We start from the raw sequence: 22,915 nt of genomic DNA on the forward strand, positions 1-22,915 counted from the left end.
GACCCATGGTCAAGACGATGAAGGCCGCCGTCGTACGGGCATTCGGCAAGCCGCTTACGATCGAGGATGTGCCGGTCCCCGTGCCGGGGCCAGGTGAACTCCTGGTCAAGGTTATCGCCTGCGGTGTGTGCCATACGGACCTGCATGCCGCCTCCGGTGACTGGCCGGTCAAGCCTGTGCTGCCCTTCATCCCCGGCCACGAGGTAGCGGGCATCGTGGCCGCGCTCGGGCCGGGTGTGACCGATTTCAAGGAGGGCGATCCGGTCGGCGTAGCCTGGCTGCACGACGCCTGCCTGAGTTGCGAATATTGCGAGACCGGTTGGGAGACGCTGTGCGAGCATCAGCACGATACCGGCTATAGCTGCGATGGCGGCTTCGCCGAATATGTCATCGCTTCTGCGGCCTTCACTGCGCGACTCCCAGCCGGTGTCGATTTCGCCCAGATGGCGCCAATCCTGTGCGCTGGCGTCACGACCTACAAGGGGTTGAAGGAGACCGAGGCACGTCCGGGCGAATGGGTAGCGATTTCAGGCATCGGCGGTCTCGGCCATGTGGCGATCCAGTATGCCAAGGCGATGGGTTTCAAGGTCGTGGCGCTCGACGTGACACCGGACAAGCTCGCTCTGGCGCGCGCGACCGGAGCGGACGTGGCCATCGACGCCCGCTCGCCAAACGCAGTGGCCGATGTCCTCAAGGCGACGGGCGGCGGCGCCCACGGCATCCTGGTGACGGCCGTCTCGCCACCGGCCTTCTCCCAGGCGGTACACATGGTGCGCCGCAAGGGTACAGTCGTCCTGGTCGGTCTTCCGGCAGGAGAATTCCCGACCCCGATCTTTGACGTCGTACTGAAGCGCATCACCCTGCGCGGATCCATCGTCGGTACACGACGCGATCTCGACGAGGCCATTGCCTTCGCGGCCGAGGGCAAGGTGCACGCTGAAATCACCAAGGCGCCGTTGAGCGACATCAACGCGATCCTCGCGCGGCTCAAGGCGGGTAAGATCGAAGGCCGCGTGGTTCTGGACCTCACCGCGCCGATAGAGACGAGCGCGAGGAAGACCGAAGCCGCATATGCCTGAGTCAGGTGGCCGCGCCTCTCGGCCACCTTTGCCTGACGAGGCCCATGGCGAGTGGAACTGCGCTACCAAAAAGCGTTTTCCTTCTGAGCGTCCGCGCCAGACCACCGGCGCGGACGATCTCGTCCTGTATCCCCGTTGGCTAATCGAGCAGCGTCCTTCAAGCCCGCCACGGCAAGCTCGCCGGCAGACGGTCCTGGTCCATACGTTTGGCCTGATCACCGTTACGCATGCGATGGGATATCTTGTGGCGCGGTTTCGCATGCGCGGGCGTTACAGCCGCACGCTCGCAATGATCAGCATGGTGATAGGGCCCTTCGCCGTCATGACAACCGAGATCTTGCACTGGGCGGGACTGTACCGGCTGCTTGATATCTTCGCCAACTTCGAGACCGCACCGTACTTTTCGACCATTACCTTTTCGACGATCGGCTATGGCGACGTCGTACCCGTCCACGCAATGGCGCGTGCTGGCGGCACTGGAGGGAGTGAGCGGATTTCTGCTCATTGTCTGGTCGACGGCCTACCTGATTGCGGTGGGAACGCGCATCCGGCGCATGGCTCGCCAACTATGGAGCCCATCTGGGGATGATCACCGCGCCCGTTCTCGGGATGCTCGGGCCAGTCGTCGCATATGTCAACATCATCGGCTCGGCCGCAAGCATGACGGGCGTTCACGCGCTTTCCTATGCGCGTGGACATTTCGGCATCGAGCCGCATATCATCGGCGGCGCACGGTCGGCCGGCCGCGTCAGCAACGCGAAGAATCCGCTGGCCGACGCGGTCGAGCAGGTCTCCGAAAAGCTCAAGGCCTTCTCCATTTTCGACACGGGCGGTCCCAACAGCACCGCCAGCCTCGCCTATCGCGCCAACTTCTCCTCCAGGTTCAGCTATCTGGTCGACCCGCTAGTTCGGGTCGCGTCCGCCGGGACGATTGTCGTCAAGCCGGCCGCTCCCTTCGCCGGCGTAATATCAGCGATGCATCTCTATCCGATCGACGGTGCGGTGAACCGCCGCAAGACGGACGCCCAAGCCTGGAATATGCGCGATGCCCTCTGGTCGATGGTGATCGTCCGCGTGGGCTCCGATGCCGCGCAGGCGCCGGCGCTCAAGCAGTGGACGCGTGACTACTGGACGGGCGTGCATCCTTACAATCTCGCAGGCGCCTACCCCAATTTCATGATGGACGACGAGGGCGAAGCGCGCCTTAAGGCGACGTTCGGTGATAACTTTCCGCGGCTCGCCACCCTGAAGCGGAAACACGACCCGTAGAACCTCTTCCGGGTCAATCATAATATCTCACCGGCGATGTAGCGCGACGATCCTCCACGCCTCGGAAATTCCTATTTAAGGTTTATTGGATTTTGAAGGCGCGGTTAACATGGACGTCGCGCGACCGCAGCAAGTGCCCCATGTCGTCCGCACCTTGGTTTTCCAGATCGGGACGAGATGCCAGTGGCTCCTACTTAGGCTTGAGTAAGGATCCCGTGGACTTCCTCTCCGATCGAAATGGACCGCGAGTGCTTGGTCGACTGCGCACAATACGGCGTAACGCTCAATCTGGTCGTCAGACAGCTCGCAGTCGGGGACTTTGTCTCGCACAGACTGCACTGCTGAAAAGGTTGAAATGATGCGTCCGGGAGCACAGCAACCGACGTACCCCTGCACGGCGTCGATGACGTCGTCAGAAATAAGAAAGTTAAAGTACCGCGAGTTAGGTGTGGTGGAAGCTACGGTCCGGTTTAGCATTTCGCCTTCAGCAAGCCCCATCCCAGGGTAGCAGGTGGACGGATGTATCGGCAAGGACCGATCGTTAACATAAGGTCGTTGTTCGCCGAATTCTAATATACTCGCGTAGGGCCTTCCGATCCCTGGCGAAGCCGTTCGCGCCCCACCCGTATCCCCTCACATTCGCACATCGCTGCGGTTGATACCTCCATGGCATTAGACACTCTTCGTGCCGGCGGCATGATCCCGCTTTTCTTGCACCGAAGCTTGGCGGCAGCCTTCGCTCACGAACAATAATACGACACCTCATGGAACCTTTTCCCGAGGCGCGAGTTTCGTGTTGGCTGTGTACTCCGCAGTCAGGGGATATCCGGAAACATGTCGATTTTGCCGCTCATGGCCCATTGATGGCCGTTATCCTCATCGTCGAAGACGAGGTATTTATTCGCCAAACCGCCGAGTGGACAATTGGCGATCTGGGTCACACCGTCCTCCTGGCCGGCGATCTGGCCGCCGCACTCTTGCACCTGTCGACGTCTCAACAAATTGACGCGCTATTTGTCGATATCCGCCTCAGTGCTTTGGCCCTCGGCGGATACGACGTTGCGAACCAGGCCATCAAGCTTCAGCCGGGATTGCGGGTGCTATACACGTCCGGCAGCCCTCTCACCGCCGATATGACAGAGATGTTCGTCGGCGGGGGGCAATTCCTTCAGAAGCCCTATTCTCCCGCTCAACTTGAATATTCCGTCGAAGAACTTCTTCACTAACATGGCTTCGTGGCTTTCAGCATTTGAACGAGTCGCGGTCGAAAATTTTAGGAAACCTGATCTCGAATTTACCCACGGAGAAGGACATCGAGAACCTACTTGCCCTGTCCCCTGACAACGCAGCACATCATCAGACGGACGAGTCCATTGTTAAAGCGGGCGCCCTGCAGAGCGCGATCTTTAACAGTGCGAACTTTTCCAGCATCGCCACCGACGCCAAAGGTGTGATTCAGATCTTCAACGTCGGCGCCGAGCGGATGCTTGGCTACACGGCTGCCGAAGTGATGAACACGATCACCCCGGCCGACATCTCCGATCCGCAGGAGTTGATTGCGCGCGCTCAAGCCTTGAGCGCGGAGCTTTCGACTTCGATCACGCCAGGCTTCGAGGCCCTGGTGTTCAAGGCCTCGCGTGGAATCGAGGACATCTATGAGTTGACCTATATTCGCAAAGACGGAAGCCGGTTTCCGGCAGTGGTGTCAGTCACAGCGCTACGCGACGCGCAGGACGGCATCATCGGATACCTCTTGATCGGCACCGACAATACCGCGCGCAAGGAGGCTGAAGAGGCGCTCCTCCAGGCAGGCGCGTTGCAGAGCGCGATCTTCAACAGCGCCAACTTCTCCAGCATCGCCACCGACGCCAAAGGTGTGATTCAGATCTTCAATGTAGGCGCCGAGCGGATGCTTGGTTACACGTCGGCCGAGATGATGAACACGATCACGCCGGCCGACATCTCCGATCCGCAGGAGCTAATCTTGCGCGCTCGGACCTTGAGCATCGAACTCGCGACCACGATCGAGCCGGGGTTTGAGGCCCTGGTGTTCAAGGCCTCGCGCGGAATAGAGGACATCTACGAACTGACCTACATCCGCAAGGATGGAACGCGCTTCCCCGCAGTGGTGTCAGTCACAGCGCTACGCGACGCACAGAACGGGATCATCGGATACCTCCTGATCGGCACCGACAATACCGCGCGCAAACTGGTCGAAGAAGAGCAAAAGAAGTCCGACCAGCGTTTGCGCGATCAGCAATTCTATACGCGCTCGCTGATCGAATCGAACATCGACGCCCTGATGACGATCGACCCGGCCGGTATCATTACGGACGTCAACAAACAGACGGAGGCGCTCACTGGCTGCACCCGTGACGAATTGATCGGGGCGCCGTTCAAGGACTGCTTCACGGATCCGGAGCGGGCGGAAGCGGGCATCAAACGTGTGCTCAGTGAAAAGTCTGTGACCGACTACGAGCTTACGGCTCGCGCCCGAGACGGCAAACAGACCGTCGTGTCCTATAACGCCACGACCTTTTACGATCGGGGCCGCACGTTGCAGGGCGTCTTCGCCGCAGCGCGCGACGTCACGGAACGAAAGCGCGTGGAAGTGGAACTGCAGCAAGCTAAGGCGGCAGCTGAAAGCGCGAGCAGAACCAAATCAGATTTTCTTGCCAGCATGAGCCATGAGATCCGCACGCCCATGAATGCAATCATGGGCATCGCCGACCTCCTCGCAAAGACCCCACTTTCACCCGAACAAGACAAGTACGTGCAGATCTTCCGCCGTTCCGGCGACAACTTGCTGAACCTCATCAACGACATCCTGGACCTCTCGAAGGTTGAAGCCTCTCAACTCGATCTGGAACAAACAGGCTTTTCGTTGAGCGACCACCTGGAAAAGGTGATCGAGATGGTGGCGCCTCGTGCCCATGAGAAAGGACTAGTGCTGGCGTGCGAAATTGAAACCAGTGTCAGCAATGGCCTGGTCGGCGATCCGACGCGGCTGCGGCAAGTGCTCCTCAACCTGCTTGGCAATGCGATCAAGTTCACCAAAGCGGGGCGGGTATTTTTAAAGGTTGAGCCGGGTGGGGATCGCTTGGTTCCAACTGCATTGCGGTTCACCGTTTCGGATACCGGTATAGGCATTGCAGCAGAGAAATTGGGGCAGGTGTTTGAACGGTTCACGCAGGCCGACTCATCGACGACCCGCAGATTCGGTGGATCGGGGCTGGGTCTCACGATTTCGAAACGCCTGGTTGAGTTGATGGGTGGACGCATCTGGGTGGAAAGCGAAGTCGGGAAGGGAAGCGTGTTCGGCTTTGCTCTCCCATTCGAGGTTTGGGCTGAGGCCAACCGGCCGGCGGCCACGCCCGCCGGCATGGGGTCAGAGGCACCACTGCCCGCCCTGCGGATCCTTCTCGCCGAGGACTCACCCGACAATTGCACGATTGCTCTCGCCTATCTCGAGGACACTCCCTACCGGATCGACGTGGCCGAGACGGGAGCAGTGGCCTGCCAGATGTTCATGGCGGGCCATTACGATCTTGTCCTGATGGACCGACAGATGCCGCTCATGGACGGTTTGACCGCAACGCGAACCATTCGAGCCTGGGAAAAGGAGAATGATCGGGCGCCAACACCGATCATCGCCCTGACGGCCTCCGCTCTGAAAGGCGATCGGGAGACATGTCTCGCGGCGGGGTGCACGGCCTATCTAAGCAAACCCATCAAACAGCACGTGCTGCTGCAAGCGATAAAGGACTATTCCGTGGTGGCAGCGTCGTCGGAAAAGGATGGCGAGCCACTGCGCACGACCTCAAGGGCGGACCGAAGATTGAAGGAACGCACACCCGCCTATCTCAGGAATTGTCGGGAGGGCGCCATTGCGATGGTTGAAGCTCTGGATCGGTTTGACTTCGAGGCGGTCTTGATCCTGGGGCACAATATGAGGGGATCCGGTGGCGCGTTCGGATTCCAAGCCATTACAGACATTGGCGCAGGCCTTGAACAAGCGGCGGAAATCGCCGACGCCGAAGCGTCGCGGAAATGGGTAAGCGAATTGTCCAGCTATCTCGATCGTGTCGAGGTCATTTGATCGGCCAGTTGGAAAGATCAGCGAAGTCTGCGATTGGCGCCGAGATACCATCCTGGTCCGCGAGGCCGCTCTCGATCATTTCGAGGATACTGGACTTCCCCGCACCCCAATCGCTATGAACGCCTAAGTGCCAGTTCAAAATGAGACCTCATCCAAGACAACGCAGGCGGAAACGGCAGTCGAATTGGTGTGGGGAAGGCGGTAGCGCTCTTCCGACTCGAACCCGCTGACATTTTTGCGAATTGGTTGCGTATCCGACAGGACTCTGAGGCATAGCGAAGATTGCTATAGCTCATTATTTATGCCACCATGAGTTATAGAAAGGTGCCCTATAACTCATGCTATGGAATTGGGAGCAGGCTGACTGGCAGCATTTTACCTACGATAAGAAGGTATTGGAACCGCTGGAAAGCGAGTTCCTGTTGCGATCGGGCGAGTTCCTGGGCGTCTTTCGTCATGTCGGTTCCGACGATGGCGACCAAATCCGCATCGATCTTATCAGCGAAGAGGCCTTGAAGACATCCGCGATCGAAGGGGAATACCTGAACCGCGAGAGTCTACAATCATCTCTGCGCCAGCAGCTTGGTCTGGGCAGCGAGACCAGGCGCATTCCCCCTGCCGAGCGCGGCATTGCTGAAATGATGGTCGATGTGTATTTGCATTTTGCCGATGCGCTCTCGCATCGCAGCCTCTACACTTGGCACAAGATGGTGATGTCGGGTGAGCGGCGTATCGAAACCATCGGCAGCTATCGCCAGCATGCCGATGCCATGCAAATCGTTTCCAATCGGCTGGATAAGCCCAAAGTGCATTTCGAAGCGCCACCTTCAGCGCGCGTGAAAACCGAAATGGACGCCTTCGCCGTCTGGTTCAACGATACTTCGCCCAAAGGCAAGACGCCGCTCCCGGCGTTGACGCGTGCTGGTATCGCGCATCTTTATTTCGAGAGCATTCACCCGTTCGAGGATGGCAACGGCCGCATTGGGCGTGCCCTTTGCGAAAAGGCGTTGGCACAAAACCTGGGTGAGCCGAGCCTCATCGCTTTGGCGTACACAATCGAACGCCACCGCAAAGCCTATTACGACAGCCTGGAGGCCAGCAATAAGAGCAACGCGGTTACGGGTTGGCTGCTCTACTTCGCCAAAACAATCCTTGAAGCGCAGCGCGTAACGCTCGCCCGCGTCGAATTCTCTGTTGCCAAGGCCAAGTTTTACGAACGCTACCGGAATCAGTTCAACGAGCGTCAGGAAAAGGTTATCGCCCGAATGTTCCGCGAAGGCATCGACGGATTCAAGGGCGGTCTCAGTGCTGAGAATTACATCGCTATCACACAGGCATCACGCGCGACAGCGACAAGGGACTTGCAGGATCTGGTTGCCAAAGGTGCGCTAACAAAAACCGGGGAGCGTAGGCACACGCACTACGCACTCCAAGTTTCGGATTCTGCTAGATAGGTCTTCTACTCCCTATCCATGATCTCGCACGAAACGCCGCGTGCGATCGGTCACCGTCAGGGAATGCATCACCCACGACTTCTGATTGATAAAGTGCCGAGCATCGATCAACGCACCTCCCTCGAGAAAATTTAGCGCGCTATTCAAGCGTCTCGGGGCCCAATCCGGAAAGCTCTTCGACAAATCATCAATCGCGATAGTCGCGACCCCGTTGCTGACAACCCAGTTCGCAATCGCAATGGCATCTTGCTCATTGTCTAAGTCGAGAAAATGCCGATCGAACTCGACGAATAGCCCCGAGGTTGGCCAGAAAGCCTCTGAGCGAAGCTCGGCTGATTCTTCCACCAACCCCGCTTCATCGAGGTCGAGGACGGCCATGCTGACGCCGCGTGATGGCTCCGCGCAGCGCCTAGAAGTCGGACAGTCCAGCCTCATTGGTGACGATCACCTCGCCGTCAATGATGGCGCACTGAGCGTTCAGACCTTTGGCAGCCTCAGTGATATCGCGGAATTTAGCGGTCCAATCGAGGCCTCGTCGCGTGAAGATCCGAACACTCTCGGCATCCCTGACGATCTGGGAGCGGTAGCCGTCGAACTTCACCTCGTGAATCCAACCGTCGCCCTCTGGAGGCTCTCCACAAGGGTCGGCATCAACGGCTCTATAAACCACAAACTCATGAACCCACCCGCAACACGACGATTCAATTAGCTTGCGCTTAAATGGTTCCCGAAATGAAAAGCCCACTGTAATCCGGCGACAAAATTCCGGAACCGCCCGGACGGAACATTAGCTGTTTCGAATAGTTGAGTTCCCGCTCGGATGTTGTCACTGGCATCCGGCGCAGGCTGGTGGGTCAAACCCCAGCCGGCCCGCGTCATTGGTCCCTCCATGGCGCGGGCTTTTTGCGGATCGAGGAGAACGTCGGGGATCGGCCACTCCTCCTGAACCTAAGAGAGCCCGCCAGCGCGCGTTTGTCTCAAATTGATCTCGATCAAATTCATTCCCGTCGATGCATGTAGATTCGCATCCCATGACCGAGTCGTTACGGATCTCCTCCAGGCGTGCAATGCGGAGAGGACCAAGGGCGCGGATTTCCCGACGATTTGGAAGAACGTGCTAAACGGCCATCCTTGCGTGATAGGCTTGCCGATCCAAGACCGGGGCGAGGACGGGCCCATCCTGAGAATCCCCCTGACCACCGGTCAGTTCCTCGTCTTCCTCGGCTCTCACTTTTCACTTTTGTAGATGCCGCTCCCGACCCGGTGCTGCATATCGAGTTTTCGCGGAAACCATGTACGGTTTCTGTTTCATACTGCCGGGGCGTTTAAGTCCCGGTGTCGGTTGTAAGCGCGAACAGCCGGCACCTGCCTTTGAGTTAAGATACCTATCTTGAGTAGAGGTGCCTAATGGATCCTCATCCAAGACAACGGAGCAGGAACTGCCGATCTGATGAGTGGGGGGAAAGGCGGTAGCGCTCTCCCGCTACCAAATTCTGGTTAACTCACTGAAAAGTATACTAAATATCCCCTCGATGGTAGCGCCCTCTGGCGGAATATCACAATGAAATCAACGGAGCGCCCTACTCAGAAGTAGCCTTGAGTTCACAAGTTTTGTCTTGATGATGTGTAGAGACAGCCATCGCGACGCGGCTTAGCCGTGGTGGGCCCGGAGAGACGTGGTCTTTTCAACAAAAACAATCAGTTAGCGGACGGTTCGCCCAGCCATATCCTTCGTATGTTCTCGTATTCAGTGGCAAACCAGACAAGGCCTCCGAATGAGCACCCCACCCAGATTACGGCAGCACAGACGAAGACGGCCTGGTCGCAATTGACATCGATGTTGGTTGGCCGACCCAGGTTTGAACTCCGGCCAGTGTGAGCTTTGGAAGCAGAGCGCGGCCTAGGCTTTTGGCTTCGCCTTTCTAACCTCCTCAACAGCGATGTTTAACGCCGTTTCAAAGGCGTGCCTTAAATCAGCAATCTTGTCTTTCCTTAGCTCAGCGGTCTGTTTTGAAATAGGCGCAAGCTCCCAAATAAGCGCGTTCCCCGTCCCCAGAAGGTGAGCCAGAGCGGCATCCGTGGCCTCCGTCGTTTCCAAAAGATCCCGCGACTTCCCAATGTTCATCTGCAAATGACGCGTGAGCCCTTTTACATTGCCCGCTTCCGCATGGATCGCCTCTCTGCGCAACTTATGCAGGTACTCCACTGCTGCTCCGATTGGCATTTTGTTCCTCCCTTACTGTCGAATCGTCACGGATCATCGTACGCCTCATTCAGAAAGATGGCCGCTCGATATCGTGGACTTGGCGACTTAGGCCGCGGCGTCCCAGCGAGCCGGGGTGAGCGTACGATGACCCAATGGCCCCCTCGCCGCGTGTTTCTTGTCGATGACCATCCGGTCGTGCAGTCCGGTATCCACGTCCGGCACATCGCCACCACAAAGACGTCGTCGGCTCGCGGTATTCTCCAAGCGACGGGTTCGCATCACGCGACCATGCAATCACACCGGCCTTCTTCCCCGCCACTTCGCTGTTCTCGTTGTCAGATAGGCTTGTGACTATTGGGAAAAGACGGTTAGATTGGGAATGAAACCGTTGCACTTCAGCATCTTGACGATAGGTTTTCTGGCACTTGGCATTGTTGCTACCGAGGCAAAGCCGATTCAACTGACCGCCGATCAAATCGGAGTCGTCGAGCAGACCGTAAAATCCCTGCTGAAAGACCAAACGAACGTATCATTCGGTAAACCCGGTGCCATTACGACTTCAACCGGATCAATCATGGTTTGCGGCAGGTACAATGCAAAGAGCGGCTTTGCCGGGTATTCCGGCGAGACTGCCTATAGGGGCCAGTTCGATAGCGCCGACAGCGAGACAAAATATCTCCCAGCCTTCGACATTATCACAATGCCTGAAAATCAATCAGAAACCGACGATCTTGTAAAATTCTGCACCAATTCAGGCGTCGATCTGCCGCCGATCAGCAAATAGCCTGAAATGCTTCCCACAGCCAGGTGCCGACAGCGCTTGACCGCTTAATCAGTATGGCTGAAAGCCACGACCTTAAGGGCTGTGGCCCACTTAAGTCAGCAGGCCACGTAGCGTGTCATGTCGCCCTTCGCCAACTCGGTACCATCCAAGCAAACCGATGCGGGTAGGACGGCGCCAATCGCGGCCACGCTGTAGAAACTTACCTTCCTCTCCACGACTTCGCAAGTTACGCTCCGGAGGCGAAGGGTGAGGCTCGATGACGGGCGCTACCGTTCCTTCCGCTGAGAGTCAAGGGCGCATGTTCAGGTCGGCCGGCAAAACCAGGTCTTTGCTACTGGCCATTCTGTGCGTGGCCTGCTTTCTCGGGTCTTCAAGCCGGCCGGCTCGCGCAGACGAGGGTCCGCCTCCAGTTGTAGTGGCCGCGAAGACCGGTGACGCAGCCACACTCAAACGCCTTCTCGATGGTTCCGCTATTTTAGCCAATCGCGACCGCAGGGAAACGCCCCACAGTTCGAATGATGCTGCTTCGTCAGGTAGGGCGGATGTTTGCTTCTAGCCGGCGTGTACTTCCCCAACCTCGCCGGTTAGGCCCGCCAGCCCGCCCGCCAAGCCCCCTGGCTGTCGGGCCGCTACGATTGGTGAGGAAAGGATTTCAGCACCGTTCGTCGAACAAAACCGAGCAGCCTCGCGCAAGAGCTACCGTCGAGACGGCGTTCGCCACCACGTCGTCCGATGACATGAAATCGCCGGTCAGCACCCTCAACTCTTCCACGCCCTCAGCCATCGACACGAAATTCCCGACCGCGCGATCGCATTTGCAGGCCTCGACCACGCAAAGCAGATCAATCATTTCGAAGCTGTGCATGTTCAGCCTCCAGAGGAAAACCGTCCCTTTCGAGATCATAAACGCGTTCGCGAGAAATAATGTTCCCGGCCCCCTCCGCCAAAAGCTGGCGGCTGCACTGAATGCCGCCAGCGCCGCCGGGCACTCGCTCGCCACTGTGCTCGCATCTTGGGTCCGTACTGCTGGCAGCAAACAGGAGCGGCCCTCCAGTCTCCGATCCTCCGCTTGTCTTGAGCGAGGTGGCTGGGATTTTATAACGAGGCTAATGGGTCAATCTCGCCAATAGCTGTCCGGTGGCGGGCCCCAGTCGGTCAGGACGCAGGAATAGACAGCCATTTCATCGAAAGGATAGCGCGCTTCCATCTCGGGGGTGAGCGTCAGACCGAGTCCAGGCGCGCTCGGGCGGATCAGGCGGCCACCCTCGATGCGCCCCTGGTCGCCGATCATCTCGGCGCCGAGTGGAAAATACAGCATCGGATATTCGACCAGCTTTCCGCCCGCGGCGAAGGCCGCGTGATAGCTGGCCATGATCGCGGCGGCACCGCCCCACGCATGCACCACAACGTCGGTGCCCCTGGCCCTGGCCGCCTCGAACACGTCCATGACCGCCGAAATTCCGCCCATCACCGACGCGTCGGGCTGGACGAAGTCATAGACGTCGGCGTTGATGCGCTCGATCATCTCCTTGGGCGTGGTGACAATCTCGCCGCCGCAGACCGGCACATCGATACGTCCGCGCAGTTCACGAAAAGCATCAGGCTGGTCAGGGCCAAGCGCTTCCTCGACAAACACCATGCGCCGGTCGGTGATGGCGTGGACGGCCGCTACGAAGGCCACCACATCGCCTACCGCTTGCGGCGGATCGGCAAGGTTTTGGCACATATCGACGCCAACCTTGATGCCGCGTCGCCCGGCTTCTTCAAGCACCCAGGCCGTGCGCAGGATATCGCGCTTGACCGAACGGATCTTGTAGATCTCGATACCGAGCGAACCCAGCATATCCAGTTCACGCAGGAACTGTTCCTTGGCATCGCAACAGCCGCCCGAGCCGTAGATCTGGATCGATTGGGCCTGCGCCCCACCGAGAAGCGTGTAGACGGGCACACCGAGGCTCTTGGCCTTGGCATCCTGTAACGCAATCTCGAAGGCCGCGATGACGTGGCGCGCGGCCCCTTGAAGCGACCAGTAATCGCAAAGGCTGCGAAGATCCTTGACCCGGCGGTCGATGTCGAAGCCATCGCGGCCGATCACCTGCGGACGGCAAAGGTCAACGATCGCCTGGAACACCAGCGGTGCGAAGACGGCGAGGTAACCTTCGCCCAGTCCGGTCACGCCATTGTCCAGCGTGACCTCCACCATGCCAATGGTGCGTTTGGGCCCATTGGGGAAGCATTCCTTGATTTCCGGATCGTCCGCATCGGCGTAGGCCGACGATAACAGGACGCAGCGGATGTTGGTGATCTTGGCCATTAGTATCCTCGTGAAAAATCGACGATGCCCTCGAGTGGCGTGCCGGCGCGAAAGCACGCCAGGTTGGCCAGGAAGACACCTATCTTGCGATCGAGCTCATCCGTCGTGCCGCCGCCGGAGTGCTGCGTTAGGATGATGTTTGGGCAGGTCCAGAACCTGTGCCCAGCAGGCAAGGGTTCATCGCGGGTCACGTCGATCACGGCGCCGCCAAGCCGGCCTCGCTCAAGTGCGTCGGCAAGCGCGTCCTCTTCCAAGATCGAGCCACGTCCGAAATTGCAGAAGATCGCTCCTGGAGGCAAGTTGGCCAGTCGGACGGCGTCGAAAAGACCCGACGTGGCGGGGGTGGCAGGTGCGGTGCACACAACCAGATCGGCCTCGGCAAGCGCCTTGTCGAGCCCCGCGATACCGTCTCGCGTGATCGGCGTGATCGCGCAGCCGAATGGCGCCAGCAGTTCAGCTAGCCGCCGGTTGATCGCGCCATAGCCGAACAGGACGACGCGCGCTCCGCGCAACACGCGCAAGTGCGTGCGCAAGGGATCGCCAAGCCACTGTTTGCCCGCCTGGAGAAGCACCAGACGGTCGATACCCCGATAGAGCGCGAGAATGCCGGCAAGCGCCGATTCAGCTACCGGGTCGGCAAAGAAGCCGGCAAGGTTGGTAATCAGCGTTTCACCGTGGCCGCGTTTCCAGTCGAGGCCCGCATATTCTCCGAACCCCACCGATTCCAGTTGCAGCCAGCGCAGGTTCGGGTTTGCCGCAACCTTGCCAGGCTCAGGATTGCCGAAAACGATGGCGCTGTCGCAGTCGGATTCGGCCTCCATCAACCTAACCGGAATATCACCCGCGCCTTCCCTGAGCCGCGCTACCTGCTCGTCAGCAAATGCGCCGCAGACCGCAATATCCATCATAGGGACACCGAGGGCTGCGCGGTACTGATCCAGATCGTCTTGGTCTGCAGATACTGATCCATGGCCTCGGTGCCGTTGTCGCGGGCAAGCGAGCCGGAGCGCTTGTAGCCGCCAAAGGGCGTCTTGACGTCGCCTTCCGAAAAGCCGTTGACGGAGACCGTCCCGCAAGGCAGCCGCCGCGCCATGTAAATGGCGCGGTCGATATCCTTGGTAAACACGGTCGCGTGCAAGCCGTAGTCGGTATCGCGTGCGATCTGCAGCGCCATCTCCATTCCAGCGACCGGCAGGATGCCGAGGACAGGGCCAAATATCTCCTCGCGAGCGATGCTCATCGTGGGCGTCATATCGGCAAAGACAGCGGGCTCGATGAAGTAGCCCGGCCCCGTCGAGCCGCCGCCGGTCAGCAAGCGGGCACCTTCGGCCGATCCGCGCTCGATATAGCCCATCACGCGGGTCTGGTGTTCGGCGGTGACCATGGCGCCAATATTGGTCGCCGGATCGAGTGGATCGCCGACACGAAATGCCTTGGCGCGGACGGTGACGCGATGAGCGAACTCCTCGGCCAGACTGCGGTCGACAAGCTGCCGCATGTTCGCCGAACAGTTCTGGCCGCCATTCCAGAAGGCGGACATTGCGGCATGCTCGATCAGATCGTCCGTGAGATCGGCATCATCCAGCACGATGAACGGGCTTTTGCCGCCCATCTCCAGGCCAATCACCTTGAGATTGCTCTCGCCGGCGTAGCGCAGGAAATAACCGCCGACCTCGGTCGATCCGGTAAAGGAAACGATGTCGATATCGGGATGACGGCCGATCGCCTGGCCCGTGGTTTCGCCGAGGCCGGGCAATACGTTGAGCACGCCGTCCGGTATGCCGGCTTCCTGCGCGAGTTCGGCCAGACGCAGGACAGACAGCGGCGTCTGCTCGGCGGGCTTCACCAGAACGGAGCAGCCGGCAGCGAGCGCGGGCGCCATCTTCCAGGCCGCCATCAGCAGCGGGAAATTCCATGGCAGCACGAGACCGACGACGCCGGCAGGCTCCTTGACGATGAGGGCCAGTGCGTTCTCGCCGGTCGGCGCGACCTTGCCGAAAGACTTGTCGGCGAGTTCGCCGTACCACTGAAAGAAGTTCGGAACCTCTCGCCCGATCTCGTTGGCGCAGTCGGTGATGGTCTTGCCGCTATCGATGCTTTCGAGAACGACGAGTTCATCGGCATTGGCCCGTACGAGCTCGGCGAGCCGCAACAGCGCTTCCTTGCGAAACTCGGGAGCCGCGCGCGACCAGAGACCGTCGTCGAAGGATCTGCGGGCTGCCTTGACCGCGCGATCGACATCGGTGCCGCCGCAGTGCGCTACAGCGGTGATGACCTGGCCGGTCGCGGGATTGATGGTGTCGAAAGTCGCGCCTTCCGCTGCCGCGGCGAACTTGCCGTCGATGAAGGCGAGGCCGTTCGGGGCCAGCTTCGAAGCGAGTGCGTGGGCGCTGTCTTTGGTCAGGGTCACGTCTTTGTCTCCGTCGGATGCATTGAGAGGTCAGTGCGGCTGGCGCCGCACTGAAATATGCCAGGGAATGAGAAGGCGTTCGGCAAGAGTGACCAGGCCGAACAGGGCAAGGCCGAGGATTGTCAGGAAAAAGATACCCGCAAAGGCAAGGTCCGGACGCATGTTGCCGGTGACGATCTGGATGTAGAAGCCGAGCCCCTGGTCCGAGCCGATGAACTCCGCGATGGCGGCGCCGACTGTCGCGTTGATCGCGGCGTATTTGAAGCCGACGAAGCATTGCGGCAGCGCCGCCGGCAGCCGAACCTTGACGAAGGTGCGCCATGCACTCGCGCCGGTCGAGACGCTGAAGCGCGACAGTTCCTCGCTGAGCGAACTGAACGCGAGAATGGCGTTGAGCACGATGGGAAAGAAACAGACCAGGAAAACGATGATCACCTTGGGCAGCAGGCCGAAACCCAGCCAGGAGATGAAGAGCGGCGCGAACGCGATCTTGGGCACCATTTCGACGCAGACGACAAACGGATAGATCGTGCGGCGCAGGATGGACGAGAACGCGATGGCTAGGCCGAGCGGTAGCGCCAGGATGACGGCCACCGCATAACCCAGCACCACCTCCACGCCCGTGATCCAGGTGTAGTAGAGCAGCCGGTCGATATCCGCCCAGCCCTTGGTGACGACCACCGATGGGGGCGTTAGGATGTAGCGCGGGATTCCGAACCAGACGATGGAATATTCCCAGATCAGGAAGAACGCCGCGAAGAAGGCGATCGACATCCATGACCGCGCAATCCAGCGGACGGCGCGCTCCGGTGGAGAGGGTCGATCAGAGGACGCCATAACCGCGAAATATCTCCTGTGCCTGTCGAACGTAGCCGATGAATTGCGGGCTGCTCTTGACCTCGAAATCGCGCGGATAGGGCAGATCGACGGAAATGATACGTTCGATGCGTCCGGGGCGCGGCGTGATGATGGCGACGTGGGTGGAGAGCTGAATGGCCTCCTCGATTGAGTGGGTCACGAACACAACGGTCGGATGGCGTTGCATCCACAGCGCCTGCAGATCGGTGCGGATTGCCTCTCGGGTCATGGCGTCGAGCTTGCCGAGCGGCTCGTCGAGCAGCATGGTCGCGGGCTGATGCACCAAAGCCTGGCAGAATGCGGCGCGCTGCTGCATCCCGCCGGAGAGTTCGTGCGGGTAGCGTTGTTGAAAATCCTCGAGGTGGACCGACGCGAGCAGTTCGTCAACGCTGGCGCGGTGGGTGGCCGGTGACAGGCCTCGCAGCTCAAGCTGCAGCTCGATATTGCCTCGCACGGTGCGCCACGGCACCAGCGTATTGTCCTGAAACATGATTCCGATGTCGGTCTGTGGCCCGACGACGGTGCGCCCGTCGATCGCAATTCGGCCCCCTGTGGCGTCGAGCAACCCGGCGATCATAAGCATGAGGGTCGACTTTCCGCAGCCCGACGGACCGAGCAGCGAGACGAACTCGCCCTTCTCGATCTTCATGTCGACCGGTCCGAAGGCATGCAGGGCGCCGGGGCCTGCCCCGAACACCTTCTGCACGCCCGTAAGTTCGATAAGCGGATTCATCGACGGTTCAATCTCGTCCGACTGGAAGCGAGCACCGGAGCGACAGCAAGCCGCTCCGGTTCGCCAGCTACTTGACGAAGTCGTTGGTGTAGAATTGCGTGGGCGCGACCTTGGGGTCGAGGTCATTGTACTTCTTCATCAGGGTCACCATGCTTTCCCAATCCGACGGCACGTTCAAGCCGAGCGTCTTGTCCTTGTTCGCGGCCGAATAGAGAAGGCTGAGCGTCACATCGAGCACCGCGCGCGCCTGCGCCTTGCCCTCGTCCTCGTTCATCGTTCCGCCGACGATGTCGCCGATCGCCGCGATCGCGGCATCCGGATTGGCCTCGGCCGCCTTATAGGACTTGATGGTCGCCTGCACGAAGCGTTTCACGAGATCCGGGTTTTTCGCGACCATCTCCTTGCGAGCCACGATGCAATATCCGATCTGGTTCACGCCATAGCTCGAATAAGGAAAGATCACCGGCGCGGCGCCGCCGTTCTTCTTGATCTCGGCCGGCTTGTCGTCGATGCCGCCAAGCATGCCCACCGTGTCGCCGGCGCCTTGCAGATAACTCAACACGAGCGCGCCGTCGGGGACATTGGTGAGTGTGATGTCGGAAGGCGAAAGGCCGGCCGTGGACAGCACGATCGGGAAGAACGTGTTGACGCCAGCATTGGATGTGGTGAGCAGCTTCTTGCCCTTGAGGTCGGAAATCTTGGTGATGCCCGCGTCGGGGCGAACCAGTACCGCATCCGCTCCCATGGCGTCGATCACCGCCACCGAGATCAGCGCGGCGCCCTGCGAGGCAAGGTTCACCATCGATCCGCACGAGCCATAGGAAAAGTCGCTGTCGCCATTGGCGACCAGGCGGTGCGCCGAGCCCGAACCGTTGCCTGAACGGATATCGAGGTTGATGCCGGCATCCTTGTAGAACCCCTTCACCTTGCCGAGGGCGAAGCCGGCATGGGAGCCGTAGTACATCCAGTTGAGGCGCAGCTTCACATCGTCGGCCGCCTTGGCGGCGCCGACGAGCAGCATGGTGGTTGCCACGGCTCCAAGCATCAAATTCCTGAAATTGGTCATAGCGGTCGCTCCTGTTGATTTGTCGCTTCTTGTTATGTTCCCGGTATTGTCGGCTTGCATTGTCTACTTGGCCACGAGGCGCGGCACGCCCGCGGCCCGCATCATGGCAAGCGTCTTGGCACGATAGTTTTCACGAATGTCGCGTGTTGGCGGGCGGCAGCGGCTCGAAGGCAGTCCGATCAGTTCCATGCACAATTTGTCGAGATAGCCGTCACCGCTCGTGTAGCCTTTCTCGATCTCGACCCACAGTTTGTAGAAGGGCATGGCCTCTTGCACCATCATCCGCGCGATCTCGGGGTAGTTCTCCGCCTTGACCTCGTCGATGAGCTTGATGCCCCATTCCGGCCAGTAGTTGCAGAGGTGCACCTCGAACGCCTGCGCACCCAGCGACGGCATCGCCGAATAGGGAAAGAACAGATTGTTGTCGATGATCGTGAAGCGTTTGGAAAAATTCGAGGTGACGTCCTCAAACTCCATCGCGTCCGTTCGCGGCGTCGCCCATTTCAGGCCCACCACATTCTCGATCTTTGCCAGACGATCGATCATGCCGAACGAGAGGCTCGTCGAGGTCCAGAACGTATTGTAGACGATGATGCCGATGTCTGGTGCCGCCTTGGCCGCGGCCATGACGAACTCCTCGAAATCGGCTTCCGTGTGAGTGAAATAGAACGGGCACGACACCTGCAGGAAGTCGAACCCCATCGACTGCGCCGCCTGCGCCAGCCGCACCAGTTCCAGCGTGCTGGTCGATTGCCCGCCGAAGGCAAGGGGAACGCGCCCCTGCGCTTCATCGACAACGGTTTCGCCAACGCCGGTCCGCTCCTCGAACGACATCGTTGAAAAGTCGCCCGCCGCCCCGCCCGCCAGGAGTGTGGCATATTCGGTGTTCAGGCCATTGTCGATCAGGAAGCGGACATAGACCCTGATCGCCTGGTGGTTGACCGGAAAGCCAGCGCTGTCCTCGAACGGCGTTGGTATTGTTACGTAGCATCCCGCCAGACGCAATTTCAATTTTTCAAAGTCCAAAGTCGTCTCCTTCATGCAGGCTTGGCACAGTCGTATTGCCCGCCGCTCTGTTCGTTTCGCGTTGACCGTCACTAACGCCCGTCCGAATTGACGAAGCTGAACCCGGCCAGGACAGTTTCCCGCCCTAGACTTCCCGTTTGAGCGGTATCGTTTTGCCGTCCCGGGCAAACAGATGTGCCTTGCGCCAATCCACGCCGATCTCGCATTTTCCCGGCCCGACGCTCCTTGCCTCCTCGTCACCTTGACGCATGATCAACGCGCCTGCCGGATGCGCGGGTGCATGCAGGAAGCTCTCGCCGCCAAGCCGTTCCACGAACTCGACATCGGCCTGCAGCCGCGGGCCTGCAGTCCGGTGCGTGTTGAAATGCTCCGGCCTGATGCCAACGATCACGCTGCCGGAGAGCGCCATAGGCTGCGCCAGGTCCAATCCCACGCTGCCGCCCGTCGTTCCCGGGATCTGCAGCGTCAGGCGCGTGCCGTCCTGCCTCTCGACGGAAGCCTCGAGGAAACTCATCTTGGGCGAACCCATGAAGCCGGCGACAAAACGGTTGCAGGGCGCGTCGTAGATTTGCGCCGGCGTGCCGAACTGCTCGATCACGCCATCGCGCAACACCACGATCCGGTCGGCAAGCGTCATCGCCTCGGTCTGATCGTGCGTGACATAGATCATTGTGGCGCCCAGACTTCTGTGCAGTTTGGCGAGTTCGAGCCGCATCTGGACACGCAGTTCGGCGTCGAGGTTCGACAGCGGTTCGTCGAACAGGAACACTTCGGGTTCGCGCACGATCGCCCGGCCGATCGCCACGCGCTGGCGCTGTCCTCCGGAAAGCTCCTTGGGAAGCCGGCCCAGCAACGGGCCGAGCTGAAGCGTGTCGGCGACGGTAGCGACCCTCTTGTCGCGCTCGGCTTTCGGCATGCCCTGCATCAGCAAGGAGAAGGCCATGTTCTCGGCAACCGTCTTGTGCGGATAGAGCGCATAGCTCTGGAACACCATGGCCACGCCGCGATTTGCCGGCGGCACGCCGCGCATCGGCTTGCCGCCGATCGCCACCGTGCCGCCGCTGATCGGCTCCAGGCCGCAGATCATGCGCAGCAACGTCGATTTTCCGCAGCCCGACGGCCCGATGAAGACCAGGAATTCACCATGCTCGATCGTCAGGTCGACGCCGGGGATAATGATCTTCTCGCCAAATTTCTTGGAGACGCCCGAAAGCTCAACCTTGGCCATAAGCAAGTCCTTCCTGGCGCCAGCCGTCAGCGTGGGGCACGAGAACGCTGGCATGGATGCCTGTGATGCCTTGGGAATCCTGCGCGTAGTAGATGACGTAGAGGCTGCCGTCGGCGCGCAGCGCCAGCGATGGATAGCCCAGATCCCGATTGGGAAGGCCTGAGCGGACCATGTAGGGACTGGCCGAATTCCAGCTTTTTCCCTTGTCGTGGGAGATGTAGAGCGCAATGCCAAAGGGCGCGCGCCGTCTTCCGGCGACGCAGGCGATGCGGCCGTCGTCGAGTTCCACCATATCGGCCGGATAGTCTTCGATCCCGGTCGGCGACGGGGCGCTCCACGAGACACCGCTATCCCCGGAACTGACGACATGCAGGATGCGCGAGACATTGTCGCGCAAGAGCATGACGATGCGGCCGTTGCGCAGCAGGATGGGCGCTGGTTCCTCGAAGGCATGCCCCTCGCCCGCCGCAACAAGACGCGGCTCGGACCAGCTTTGGCCGCAATCACCCGACCGCACGGTGAAGACGGCGGCATAGTTCGGCACGTCGCAAAGCGGCAGCATGATTTCGCCGTCGACCTCGATGCCGCCACGCATGCCGTAGCCACCGCTGAAAGGCGTTGTGTCGATGCGCGTCGACGCAGTGAAGGTGTTTGCGCCGTCGACCGAACGATGAACCCATGTTTGCCCGCCGCCGCGCGCCCAGGGATAGCGTTCGGCGAGCGTGGACTTCTGCGGCGTCCAGTCCTGGAGTTCAGCGGCCATGGCCTCGGCGCCCATCAACTGCTCCGGCCGTGTATAGGCGCCGGGCGCAAGATGGGCCTGCGCATAGGCGAGCGTATGCCAGTCGAACCGCCACTGGTTCAGCAGCACAACGCCGGAACGCAGCGAGGTGAGGCCGGCGCATTCCACGCCTTGCCAGCCGAAGTCGGGGACGATGGAAGGAGCCGACCAGCTTCTTCCTTCATCCGCCGATCGCATCAGCATGTTGCAGTACAGTGGGTCCTGCGGTGGATGCAGAACCCCGGCACGGCGGCGCGACTGCGTGAATACCAGCAGCCAATTGTCGTTGGCCGCAACCGCGAGATGCGGATGCGCGCTATATGCATGCGGATCGCAATGGATCGTCTGGTGATCCATTCGAGGTATCAAGGCTGCCGCGCCGGACGTCATTGACGGGCTCAGATCCGGAAGCGCGTGCAACGGACATATTGCAGCGGCTTCGGGTCGTCACTCCATTCGTGGTACGAGCAGACGATCGCGCCGTCCTGCGTCTGGACGACGCTTGGGTAGCCGATGTGCTGGTAGATGCCCGGATGGTTCCAGTCGACACCACCGCCCTCGATCTTGCCGGAGGCCGGCGTCATGCGGCTCGAACCTGGGGTCTCGGTCACCGTCTGGCCGGGCACGCCGCCTTCGCGAATAACGAACTCGTTCTTCACATCCCAGGTTACGCCGTCGTCCGAAATGATCGCACGCACGCCATAGGGCGGCCGGCGATAGCCGTAGACCATCAGATAGCGTCCATCCTGAAGCTCGATGAGCTCCGGCGGGTAGCCCCAGATGTTTGTCCACTTCGGCGGGGTCCAGCTGAAGCCGTCATCGTCGGAGATGGTCATGACCATGTTCTTGGCGTCACTGGTCGGGTTCACATGGGTGCGCATGAAGCAGACCAGCCTGCCGTCCGCGAGCCTGACCAGGCCGGGCTCCTCGTAGTCGATAATGCTGGCCGGGTCGTAGCCTAGCGTCGAGAAGTACTCCCAATTGTCGCCGCCGTCGTCCGAGCGCATCAGCGCCGAGCGCGTGCTTTCGCCCTCGCCTTCTTCCTCATAGCCATGGATACGGCCGTAGAGGCCCATGAGCAGCGAGCCGTTCGGCAACTCCCAGCAGCCGAGGCGGCAGCCGCCATGCTTGAGCGGGCGGACATTGACGGGGATAGGCTGGGTCCATGTCTCGCCGCCGTCCTTCGACTTGACGACGAAGGTGCCGAGCCAGGCCTGCGTCTTGTAGGCCCAGGTCCAATCGCCCCATTCCTTGGTGTTGGGATGCGAACTCCACGATGGCTGTTCAGGCTTGATGCCGCGCTTGAAGAAACCGGTAATGGTCAGATTGACGATGAGCGTGCCATCCTGCATTTCGCAGATGCCACAGTCCCAGTTGCCCTGCGTTTCGGACCACGGCAACACGACCTTTGGCGGGCTCCAGGTCTTGCCGCCATCCTTCGAGCGGGTCATCAGCGTCTGGCCGCTGTCGTGATGGAAAGGGAAGCGCTCTTCGTTGAACACGGCGAGTATATCGCCGTTCTTCAGAAGCCGCGTCGCGATCTGGTTGACGCAGTGCGCCGGATCCTTGAAGATCATGAAGTGTTCAACGTCTTTCATAACAGTCATT

21 protein-coding genes are annotated in these 22,915 nt (G+C 60.1%); 7 read left to right on the top strand and 14 right to left on the bottom strand.

The genetic code is table 11. The annotated features are described in order from the left end of the window. Positions 1–5: 5 nt before the first annotated feature. The 6 genes from adhP to ACFFNA_RS14210 all read left to right on the top strand — a co-directional run bounded on the left by adhP (position 6) and on the right by ACFFNA_RS14210 (position 7,901). Positions 6–1,079, top strand: a complete 1,074-nt coding sequence (adhP, locus tag ACFFNA_RS14185) for an alcohol dehydrogenase AdhP (protein WP_378919105.1) — start codon at positions 6–8, stop codon at positions 1,077–1,079. Continuing rightward, complete coding sequence (locus ACFFNA_RS14190; RefSeq protein WP_378919107.1) at positions 1,072–1,668, top strand: potassium channel family protein; 597 nt, start codon at positions 1,072–1,074, stop codon at positions 1,666–1,668. The genes adhP and ACFFNA_RS14190 overlap by 8 nt, the downstream gene beginning before the upstream one ends. Further along, on the top strand, positions 1,665–2,348 hold the full coding sequence (locus ACFFNA_RS14195) for a BBE domain-containing protein (protein WP_378919109.1): 684 nt from the start codon (positions 1,665–1,667) through the stop codon (positions 2,346–2,348). The genes ACFFNA_RS14190 and ACFFNA_RS14195 overlap by 4 nt, the downstream gene beginning before the upstream one ends. 863 nt (positions 2,349–3,211) lie before the next feature. Further along, positions 3,212–3,574: a response regulator gene (locus tag ACFFNA_RS14200; RefSeq protein WP_378919111.1), complete on the top strand. Its 363-nt coding sequence runs from the start codon at positions 3,212–3,214 to the stop codon at positions 3,572–3,574. A gap of 23 nt (positions 3,575–3,597) precedes the next feature. After that, positions 3,598–6,447 (top strand): PAS domain S-box protein, encoded by a 2,850-nt coding sequence (locus ACFFNA_RS14205; protein WP_378919113.1) that lies wholly within the window; start codon positions 3,598–3,600, stop codon positions 6,445–6,447. A gap of 338 nt (positions 6,448–6,785) precedes the next feature. Next, positions 6,786–7,901: a Fic family protein gene (locus tag ACFFNA_RS14210; protein ID WP_378919114.1), complete on the top strand. Its 1,116-nt coding sequence runs from the start codon at positions 6,786–6,788 to the stop codon at positions 7,899–7,901. A 12-nt stretch (positions 7,902–7,913) separates the two neighbouring features. Here ACFFNA_RS14210 and ACFFNA_RS14215 read toward each other — a convergent pair whose 3' ends face one another. From ACFFNA_RS14215 to ACFFNA_RS14225, 3 genes are all read right to left on the bottom strand, one after another. Continuing rightward, positions 7,914–8,279 carry a hypothetical protein gene (locus ACFFNA_RS14215; RefSeq protein ID WP_378919116.1) on the bottom strand — a complete coding sequence of 122 codons (366 nt, stop codon included), beginning with the start codon at positions 8,277–8,279 and terminating at the stop codon, positions 7,914–7,916. Between the two features lie 31 nt (positions 8,280–8,310). Further along, a complete protein-coding gene (locus ACFFNA_RS14220) occupies positions 8,311–8,646 on the bottom strand; it encodes an ATP-dependent DNA ligase (protein ID WP_378919118.1) in 336 nt (111 codons plus the stop codon). A 1,155-nt stretch (positions 8,647–9,801) separates the two neighbouring features. Further along, positions 9,802–10,125: a hypothetical protein gene (locus ACFFNA_RS14225; RefSeq protein ID WP_136618680.1), complete on the bottom strand. Its 324-nt coding sequence runs from the start codon at positions 10,123–10,125 to the stop codon at positions 9,802–9,804. Positions 10,126–10,495: 370 nt separating this feature from the next. Here ACFFNA_RS14225 and ACFFNA_RS14230 point away from each other — a divergent pair, with 370 nt between their 5' ends. Next, entirely contained in the window at positions 10,496–10,891 is a 396-nt protein-coding gene (locus ACFFNA_RS14230; RefSeq protein WP_378919120.1) for a hypothetical protein, read from the top strand. A gap of 652 nt (positions 10,892–11,543) precedes the next feature. Here the strand turns inward: ACFFNA_RS14230 and ACFFNA_RS14235 are convergent. From ACFFNA_RS14235 to ACFFNA_RS14285, 11 genes are all read right to left on the bottom strand, one after another. Continuing rightward, positions 11,544–11,927, bottom strand: a complete 384-nt coding sequence (locus tag ACFFNA_RS14235) for a hypothetical protein (protein WP_378919122.1) — start codon at positions 11,925–11,927, stop codon at positions 11,544–11,546. Positions 11,928–12,005: 78 nt separating this feature from the next. Next, positions 12,006–13,205 (bottom strand): mandelate racemase/muconate lactonizing enzyme family protein, encoded by a 1,200-nt coding sequence (locus tag ACFFNA_RS14240; protein WP_378919124.1) that lies wholly within the window; start codon positions 13,203–13,205, stop codon positions 12,006–12,008. Further along, a complete protein-coding gene (locus tag ACFFNA_RS14245) occupies positions 13,205–14,113 on the bottom strand; it encodes a D-2-hydroxyacid dehydrogenase (protein ID WP_378919126.1) in 909 nt (302 codons plus the stop codon). The genes ACFFNA_RS14240 and ACFFNA_RS14245 overlap by 1 nt, the downstream gene beginning before the upstream one ends. Next, positions 14,110–15,615: an aldehyde dehydrogenase gene (locus ACFFNA_RS14250; protein ID WP_378919128.1), complete on the bottom strand. Its 1,506-nt coding sequence runs from the start codon at positions 15,613–15,615 to the stop codon at positions 14,110–14,112. The genes ACFFNA_RS14245 and ACFFNA_RS14250 overlap by 4 nt, the downstream gene beginning before the upstream one ends. Before the next feature lie 30 nt (positions 15,616–15,645). Then, a complete protein-coding gene (locus tag ACFFNA_RS14255; RefSeq protein ID WP_378919130.1) occupies positions 15,646–16,452 on the bottom strand; it encodes an ABC transporter permease in 807 nt (268 codons plus the stop codon). After that, positions 16,439–17,206 (bottom strand): ABC transporter ATP-binding protein, encoded by a 768-nt coding sequence (locus ACFFNA_RS14260; protein WP_378919132.1) that lies wholly within the window; start codon positions 17,204–17,206, stop codon positions 16,439–16,441. The genes ACFFNA_RS14255 and ACFFNA_RS14260 overlap by 14 nt, the downstream gene beginning before the upstream one ends. Positions 17,207–17,273: 67 nt before the next feature. Further along, a complete protein-coding gene (locus tag ACFFNA_RS14265; protein ID WP_378919134.1) occupies positions 17,274–18,272 on the bottom strand; it encodes an ABC transporter substrate-binding protein in 999 nt (332 codons plus the stop codon). A 63-nt stretch (positions 18,273–18,335) separates the two neighbouring features. Next, a complete protein-coding gene (locus ACFFNA_RS14270) occupies positions 18,336–19,298 on the bottom strand; it encodes a dihydrodipicolinate synthase family protein (RefSeq protein ID WP_378919136.1) in 963 nt (320 codons plus the stop codon). Between the two features lie 124 nt (positions 19,299–19,422). Further along, positions 19,423–20,526, bottom strand: a complete 1,104-nt coding sequence (locus tag ACFFNA_RS14275) for an ABC transporter ATP-binding protein (RefSeq protein WP_378919138.1) — start codon at positions 20,524–20,526, stop codon at positions 19,423–19,425. After that, on the bottom strand, positions 20,513–21,664 hold the full coding sequence (locus ACFFNA_RS14280; RefSeq protein WP_378919139.1) for a sialidase family protein: 1,152 nt from the start codon (positions 21,662–21,664) through the stop codon (positions 20,513–20,515). Before ACFFNA_RS14280 ends, ACFFNA_RS14275 begins: the two co-directional genes overlap by 14 nt. Before the next feature lie 41 nt (positions 21,665–21,705). Further along, positions 21,706–22,914, bottom strand: a complete 1,209-nt coding sequence (locus ACFFNA_RS14285) for a sialidase family protein (protein ID WP_378919140.1) — start codon at positions 22,912–22,914, stop codon at positions 21,706–21,708. Position 22,915 lies beyond the last annotated feature (1 nt).

Source organism: Mesorhizobium kowhaii, assembly GCF_042431665.1.
GTDB lineage: Bacteria > Pseudomonadota > Alphaproteobacteria > Rhizobiales > Rhizobiaceae > Mesorhizobium > Mesorhizobium kowhaii.